Annotated in this window: 8 protein-coding genes; 7 read left to right on the top strand and 1 reads right to left on the bottom strand. The window is 61.6% G+C overall.

The window, feature by feature from the left end; translation table 11 throughout:
* Positions 1–587, top strand: a 587-nt coding sequence (locus tag D0550_RS23865) for a dienelactone hydrolase family protein (RefSeq protein WP_174842512.1), incomplete at its 5' end; no start/stop codon positions are given.
* Between the two features lie 14 nt (positions 588–601).
* On the opposite strand, the gene D0550_RS23860 is transcribed toward D0550_RS23865, so the two are convergent.
* Positions 602–1,891 (bottom strand): metal-dependent hydrolase family protein, encoded by a 1,290-nt coding sequence (locus D0550_RS23860; protein ID WP_116811702.1) that lies wholly within the window; start codon positions 1,889–1,891, stop codon positions 602–604.
* Positions 1,892–2,046: 155 nt separating this feature from the next.
* Here D0550_RS23860 and D0550_RS23855 point away from each other — a divergent pair, with 155 nt between their 5' ends.
* From D0550_RS23855 to cpaB, 6 genes are all read left to right on the top strand, one after another.
* Complete coding sequence (locus D0550_RS23855) at positions 2,047–2,340, top strand: Flp family type IVb pilin (RefSeq protein ID WP_206606498.1); 294 nt, start codon at positions 2,047–2,049, stop codon at positions 2,338–2,340.
* Complete coding sequence (locus tag D0550_RS23850; RefSeq protein ID WP_161966010.1) at positions 2,327–3,535, top strand: pilus assembly protein TadG-related protein; 1,209 nt, start codon at positions 2,327–2,329, stop codon at positions 3,533–3,535. Before D0550_RS23855 ends, D0550_RS23850 begins: the two co-directional genes overlap by 14 nt.
* A gap of 2 nt (positions 3,536–3,537) precedes the next feature.
* On the top strand, positions 3,538–4,335 hold the full coding sequence (locus tag D0550_RS23845) for a hypothetical protein (protein ID WP_116811700.1): 798 nt from the start codon (positions 3,538–3,540) through the stop codon (positions 4,333–4,335).
* Positions 4,336–4,476: 141 nt separating this feature from the next.
* Positions 4,477–5,034, top strand: a complete 558-nt coding sequence (locus D0550_RS23840) for a hypothetical protein (protein ID WP_153067304.1) — start codon at positions 4,477–4,479, stop codon at positions 5,032–5,034.
* The gene (locus D0550_RS34990) at positions 5,031–5,186 is read left to right on the top strand and encodes a hypothetical protein (protein ID WP_161966009.1); all 156 of its coding nucleotides are present in this window, start codon (positions 5,031–5,033) and stop codon (positions 5,184–5,186) included. The genes D0550_RS23840 and D0550_RS34990 overlap by 4 nt, the downstream gene beginning before the upstream one ends.
* A 25-nt stretch (positions 5,187–5,211) precedes the next feature.
* Entirely contained in the window at positions 5,212–6,009 is a 798-nt protein-coding gene (cpaB, locus tag D0550_RS23835; RefSeq protein ID WP_116811698.1) for a Flp pilus assembly protein CpaB, read from the top strand.
* The last annotated feature ends 2 nt before the right edge of the window (positions 6,010–6,011 follow it).

Here is a 6,011-nt window from a genome sequence, read left to right as displayed (position 1 = left end):
GGCTCGGAGATGTGTATAAGAGACAGGCGCGAACCGGATACGTAGCGCTGGTGATCGATTGCGCCCAGCGCGGCGCGGCGCAGATCTCTACTCACCCGGACGCGCTGCTGAGCGAGTCTTTCAATCTCGACGTTCAGAGCGATGTGCGCGCTGGCATCGTGAACTTGAATGGCAGCCAGCCAGACGCCAATCCCGTCGTGATTCTGGGATTTGGCTCGGCCGGGTACACGGCGCTGCGCATGGCCCTGAACGATCCGCTCGGCGTCGTGGGCGTGATCGCGATGTACACGCCGATCGAAACGACCCAGAAATCCAAGACCGATCCGCGTCCCGACCTGATCACACTGCTGGCGCGCCTGAATGTGCCGGTTCAGTTTCACGCCGGCACGGCGGACCCGACTATTTCCCGGGAGCAGCTGAACTGGCTGGGGCGCTTCGTCGCGGTCGATCCGGAGCGGCGCGAACTCTTTTTATATGGGGGCGCCGGCCCGGATTTTTACCTGTCCTCGTCGGCGAGCTTCGACAAGGGTTATCAGATGCTGGCGCGGAAGCGCTGGCAAGAGTTCCTCACCGAGCGCTTCAGCTGAACCAGCGTTAGCCGTTACGGCTGCTTCACCACCACCCCGTGTCGCATCACGAACACGGGCTGTTCCGTCGCGGCGATGTCGTTCAACACATTGCCTTTGACGGCGACGATGTCGGCGATCTTGCCCGCTTCGAGCGTGCCCACCTGATCGGCAATGCCGAGCAGCTTCGCCGATTCACGCGTGCCGGAAATCAACGCTGCGGCCGGCTGCATGCCGATGTCCACCAGCAACTTGAACTCCTTGGCGTTCATGCCGTGCGGTGAGACGCCCGAATCGGTGCCAAACGCAATCGGCACACCCATCTTCAACGCCGAGCGGAACATCCGCTCATGCTCGTGAAGGGTCGCGCGCGCCTTGGCTGCAATCGCTGGCGGGAACTTGTCGGCCACCTGGTTCACCCACCAGACCGCCAGCCGCGTCGGCACCAGGTAAGTGCCCTTCGCTTTCATCAGCTTCAGCGTCTCGTCGCTAAGAAAGCTGCCGTGCTCGATCGAGTCCACACCGGCCTCAACGGCCTGTCGGGCAGCGAGATCGCCGTGCGCGTGCGCGGCCACTTTCCGCTTCCAGGCATGCGCTTCGGACATGATGGCGTTGAGCTCATCCGGCGTCAGTTGCGGCACATCCACCGGATCGGCTTCCGAGAGCACGCCACCCGATGAGCAGATCTTGATTACGTCGGCGCCCCACTTCAGCTGGTAGCGCACGGCCGCGCGGCACTCGTCGGCGCCATTGCAGACACCGTCCATGACACCGAGCGGCGCGACGCGATCGGGCGGGAACGGCCCCTGATCGCAGTGACCGCCGGTCGAGCCCACCGAGTGAACTGCCGTCAAAATCGTCGGGCCCGGCGTGAGATTGTTGTTGATGGCGTTACGCAGACCCACGTCGACGAACTCACCGGCACCCACGTTACGCACCGTCGTGAAGCCTGCATCCAGGGTGCGCTTTGCATACACGGCGCCGTAAAACGACTGCTCGGCGGCGAACCGATACATCTGCGCGTGGAAGCCCTTGTAAAAGTCGCTATGGCCCTCGTCGGTGATGTGAGTGTGGGCATCGATGAAGCCCGGCAACAGCGTGGCATCGCCGAGATCGATCACCTTTGCATTGGCCGGCACGGCCTGGGAGCCGAGCGCCTTGATCTTGTCGCCCTCCACCAGCACGGCGCCGCCGTTGGTGAGATTGCCCGACTTGCTGTCGAACAGATAAGCCGCTTTCAGCACGATGGGCTGAGTGGGCTCGGCGGCTTGCGCCGAACCGACCACGGCCGCCAATCCCAACGCCAACTGCACTGCTAAACGCATCGCGTCCTCCCGAAATTTGCTGGTGCGGCACGATACCCGTTCACGTTTCAAAGGAAAACAGCAGGGCCATTTCTCGACGAACACGCATCTATCTGGCGTTTTTCGCCAGCCGCGCGCTCGTACTGTGTCGCTCACCGACCCAGTGGAGAGCAGCGATGGATAGCAAACACATGACTTCGAGCGCGCGCCTGCGCGCCACTCAACGCGGCCAGGGAATGAGCGAGTACATCATCATTACTGCGCTCGTGGCCGTTGCCGGCATCGGCTTGTTCGCCGCCTTCGGCGACGTACTGCAAAACCAGTTGGCCGGCATGAGCCGCGAGATGGCCGGCCAATCGGGCGCGCAAGACATCAGCGATGCGCAGGCCTCAGCAACGACGGCTCAGAACCGCGCGGCTCAGGCGGACAGTCTGTCGACCTACAACCAGCAAACCAATGCGGCTCAGTAAGCGTCATCGCGGACAGATCGCGCCGGTCGCCCTGTTCGGTGCGCTCATCAGCAGTGCGGTGCTGGTGGTGATGTTCAACACCGGACAAAAGGTCACGGAGCGATCGCAGGTGGCTAACGCCGCGGATGCCGCGGCGTATAGCGGTGCGGTGTGGACCGCACGTCATCTCAACTTCATCGCTTACGGGAACCGAGCCATGATCGCCAATCACGTTGCCGTCGGGCACTTCGTCTCCTATGTGAGTTGGGTGCGGTATATCAACGACTCGCTCGAGTCGATCGATCGCGTCACCCAGTGGATTCCCTACGTCGGTCAGTACGTCGACATGGCCGAGCAGATCTCGGCTCAGGTTCGTAACGCGACCGAGCAGGCGGCCGAAACAGCGATACCCGCGATCGATGCATGGAACGCAAACATTCGCGCGGCGCAGGCGGAAGCACATGCTTCGCTTGCGTTCCGCAATGTACAGAACCTGATGGAACAGACCGGTCGCAGGTACGACCCGTACATCCGCATCAATGACGGCGAAGCGATTTCGCGCATGCCGGAGGAGCTGCACGCGCTGCTCGAAGCGCAGCTGATGACGCAATCGGCGGCGGTGCCGTCCTTCATCCAGCGCTACACGACGAGCCGCGATCGCAATTCGATGCAGCAGCTCGTAAACGCGAGTTTGCGTGGCAACTCCGATCTGCAACGTTGGATCGTCGGTGAGCGTGGTTGGCGGGAGAACCTGCTCGCGGCTCAGCTGCGCAAGCGAGGAGCAACGACGATCAGCCAGAGCGACAGCGGCGCTGACTGGCGTGCGGAGGATCAGCTCCAGTTTCGTACGCGCGGCGTATTTGGCTGGCATCGCTGGCAGCGAATTGGCGATCGAGTCAGCACTGCCAGCGCTCGCGAATTCGACTCGGGATACGCCGGTGTGCCGGCCTACTACAACGTTTCCGGGTCACCAAGCGACGCATCGCTTCGTATCGCCGCGATTGCGACCAAAGCTCAGGCGAGCGTTGCGACCGCCGATTTGCTCGGTATGACTGCGACAGCTCAGCCATTGGCCGTCGCGGCTGTTGCTCGCGTGGAGTTTCGCCGGCCGCGTGGTTCCGCGTTCGTATCGTTAGGCGAGCGCAGGCACGAGTACGCAAATCTGTTCAACCCGTTCTGGGAAGCGAAGCTCGCGCCCGTTACGTGGAGCTTTTAATCATGCGGTCCACGAACCGCGGCAATGCCATCGTCGAGACTATCGTCGCCCTGGCCGTGCTTTCACCTTTCCTGGGCTGCATCGCGCTGCTCGGCAAGCAGCTGGATGTGAAACACAAGACTTTCGATGCGCTTCGCTACTCGGTGTGGGAACGCACTGTGTGGACCGATAACGCCAAGGCGGATGCAGATGTCAGGATGGAAGCGCTCGATCGAACGTTCGGCGCTCCCAACACGGGCGTGACGGCTAGCGATTCACTGCGTTCCGAAGGCGTCTCGCAGAATCCTCTCTGGCGGCACCATCGCCGATCCTTGCTTACCACTCCCGTCGGAAGCGCTATCTCTTTTCAATCATCGGATGACGCAGCTCCCGTGGATGCGGGTTACCTGCTGATGCCCGGATTGGCGCACGGAACCGGGCCGCTCGGCGTCGCGGCCACTTCATTGCGGATGGACGATCTCAACTTGAACCGTCACTCCTTTGTGAGTGCGACGATTGAAGCAAACCTTCAGCCGCTGCTCGCACAGCGTGATTCACCGCTTACGCAGCGTGCTAGTGGCGCATTGCTGAGCGACACCTGGTCGCCCCGGGACGAGAACGAGTTCGGGCGCAGAGTGGATCGGATCACAGCGAGCGAGCTGATCGAAGCTCTCGAGCTTCCCGGACGAGTCATTGCGATGCAGGCACTCACGAAGGGCGGTCCGCTGTACGGCGAGGGTCAATATGGCTGGGATCCTCAACTGCGCCCGCGCTCGAACGCTCTGCCTGCTGCGTATGTCGTCGAGCGTGAAGGTGAGTGAGTCATGTTGACCCATATATCCCGAATGGGTGCGGTGCTTCTGATTTCGTTAGCGATGCCGGCGAATGCCGAACGCCTGGCTTTGCCTGATCTCGCGGCTCCCCCGCAAGGCTCTGCGCAATGGATTGCTCGCAGCATGCGAATGAACGGTTTGCCAATGACATTGAAGGCGTTCGAGTCGCGACTGTCGCCGGACGCGGTGCTCGCTCACTACGAATCTGAACGTAAAACGTCGGGCAGTCATGACGTGCGTCGCTGGGTGAACTCTCCATGGCACGTGCTGATGGTCAGGTCGCGCGATCATTTCATCACTGTGCACGCTCGTTCGAGCTCGGCGGGAAGTGAGGGGACGATTCTGGTGAGTCCGGCACTCGATCCCACTGTGCTCAAGTTACAGACGGATTTTCCGCGACCGTCGACCGCCCGCATCGTCAATCTGCAGCAGTACGACGATGCGGGAATGCAGTCGGAGCACATCGGTCTGTCCAGCGAACGCGCGCCGTTCACGGAGGCGCAGGCGTTTTCTCAGCTCTTGATCACTAGCGGCTGGAGCATCGTCAACACGCGTCCCACACAGGAAAGTTATCGCGGCTTCGTGCTCGAAGCACAGCGTCAGGCAGAGCACGCATTGCTCGTCATCATGCCCGACGCGACGCGCCCCGCGGCCACCGCCATCGTCGTTACCTGGAAAAAGTCATGAACTCGCGGCGCGATCAACGCGGTTGGGGCACAGCGGAATACATCGCGATCCTTGCTGGATTGATGGTGGTCTGGCGAGGCGCCCAGGCGGCATTGGCACTGCTGGCCGAGCATCACGATGAATTCTCCTGGGCACTGATGATTCCATTCTGATTCTCGAACGCTCAAGGAACGAGCAATGAAAGGCATCTGGATCACCACACTCATGCTGGGTGGTGCGCTCGCGGCTGGCGGAGGCGCGGCGTACTTCGTCAAAGGCTATATCAACGACGAAGTGCAAGCGGAGCGCGAGCAGCTTCAAAGGCAGTACCGGCTTGTCAACGTCGTTGTTGCGAAGACGAACCTGCCGCCCGGCACAGTGCTCTCGGGCCAAACGGTCGCAGTTCGGGAAGTGCCGGATGCGTTTCTGCATGCCGAGGCCATGCGCTCGGAGCAGTGGGGAGAGATTGCTGGGCGAGTCCTGTCGCGTGCCGTTCGCAGCGGCGAGACGATTCTGTCCGCTCACCTTGCTCAAGGCGCCGGCGCGGGATTCTCAGCACAATTACCTGAGGGTATGCGAGCGCTGACATTCCCCGTCGATGAACAGGCGTCGATCGCGGGAATGCTCGCGCCGGGCGATCGCATCGATCTGCTCTTCACGACGGCGGCTACGAACGACAGTGTCACTGTGCCGTTGCTGTTCTCTGTGCCGGTCATTGCAACGGGTCTGAGAACGCAAGCCAATGAGCATTCGCTGCCGGATCGATTGCAGTCAGGCCCGTTTCGAACCATCACAGTCGCCGTGAGTCCTGCGGACGTCGCAAAGATTACGCTCGCGCAGGAGGCTGGAAGAGTCACCGTGGCCCTGCGCCAACCCAACGATAAAACGATCACGCGCATAGCTCACGTTACGAAAACGAGCTTGCTGAGGGGCGACGCTCCGAATTCATCGGTTCGCCCGCGTCTGCGCGTTCAAGTCATCCTTGGCGGGGTTTGAAT

This window comes from Steroidobacter cummioxidans (genome assembly GCF_003104955.1).
This window is presented reverse-complemented; position numbering and strand designations above follow the sequence as displayed.

Coding starts and splice junctions, on each gene's coding strand:
- cpaB (WP_116811698.1), top strand. CDS start 5,212: ATGAAAGGCATCTGGATCACCACACTCATGCTGGGTGGTGCGCTCGCG.
- D0550_RS23860 (WP_116811702.1), bottom strand. CDS start 1,891: ATGCGTTTAGCAGTGCAGTTGGCGTTGGGATTGGCGGCCGTGGTCGGT.
- D0550_RS34990 (WP_161966009.1), top strand. CDS start 5,031: ATGAACTCGCGGCGCGATCAACGCGGTTGGGGCACAGCGGAATACATC.
- D0550_RS23845 (WP_116811700.1), top strand. CDS start 3,538: ATGCGGTCCACGAACCGCGGCAATGCCATCGTCGAGACTATCGTCGCC.
- D0550_RS23840 (WP_153067304.1), top strand. CDS start 4,477: ATGAACGGTTTGCCAATGACATTGAAGGCGTTCGAGTCGCGACTGTCG.
- D0550_RS23855 (WP_206606498.1), top strand. CDS start 2,047: ATGGATAGCAAACACATGACTTCGAGCGCGCGCCTGCGCGCCACTCAA.
- D0550_RS23850 (WP_161966010.1), top strand. CDS start 2,327: ATGCGGCTCAGTAAGCGTCATCGCGGACAGATCGCGCCGGTCGCCCTG.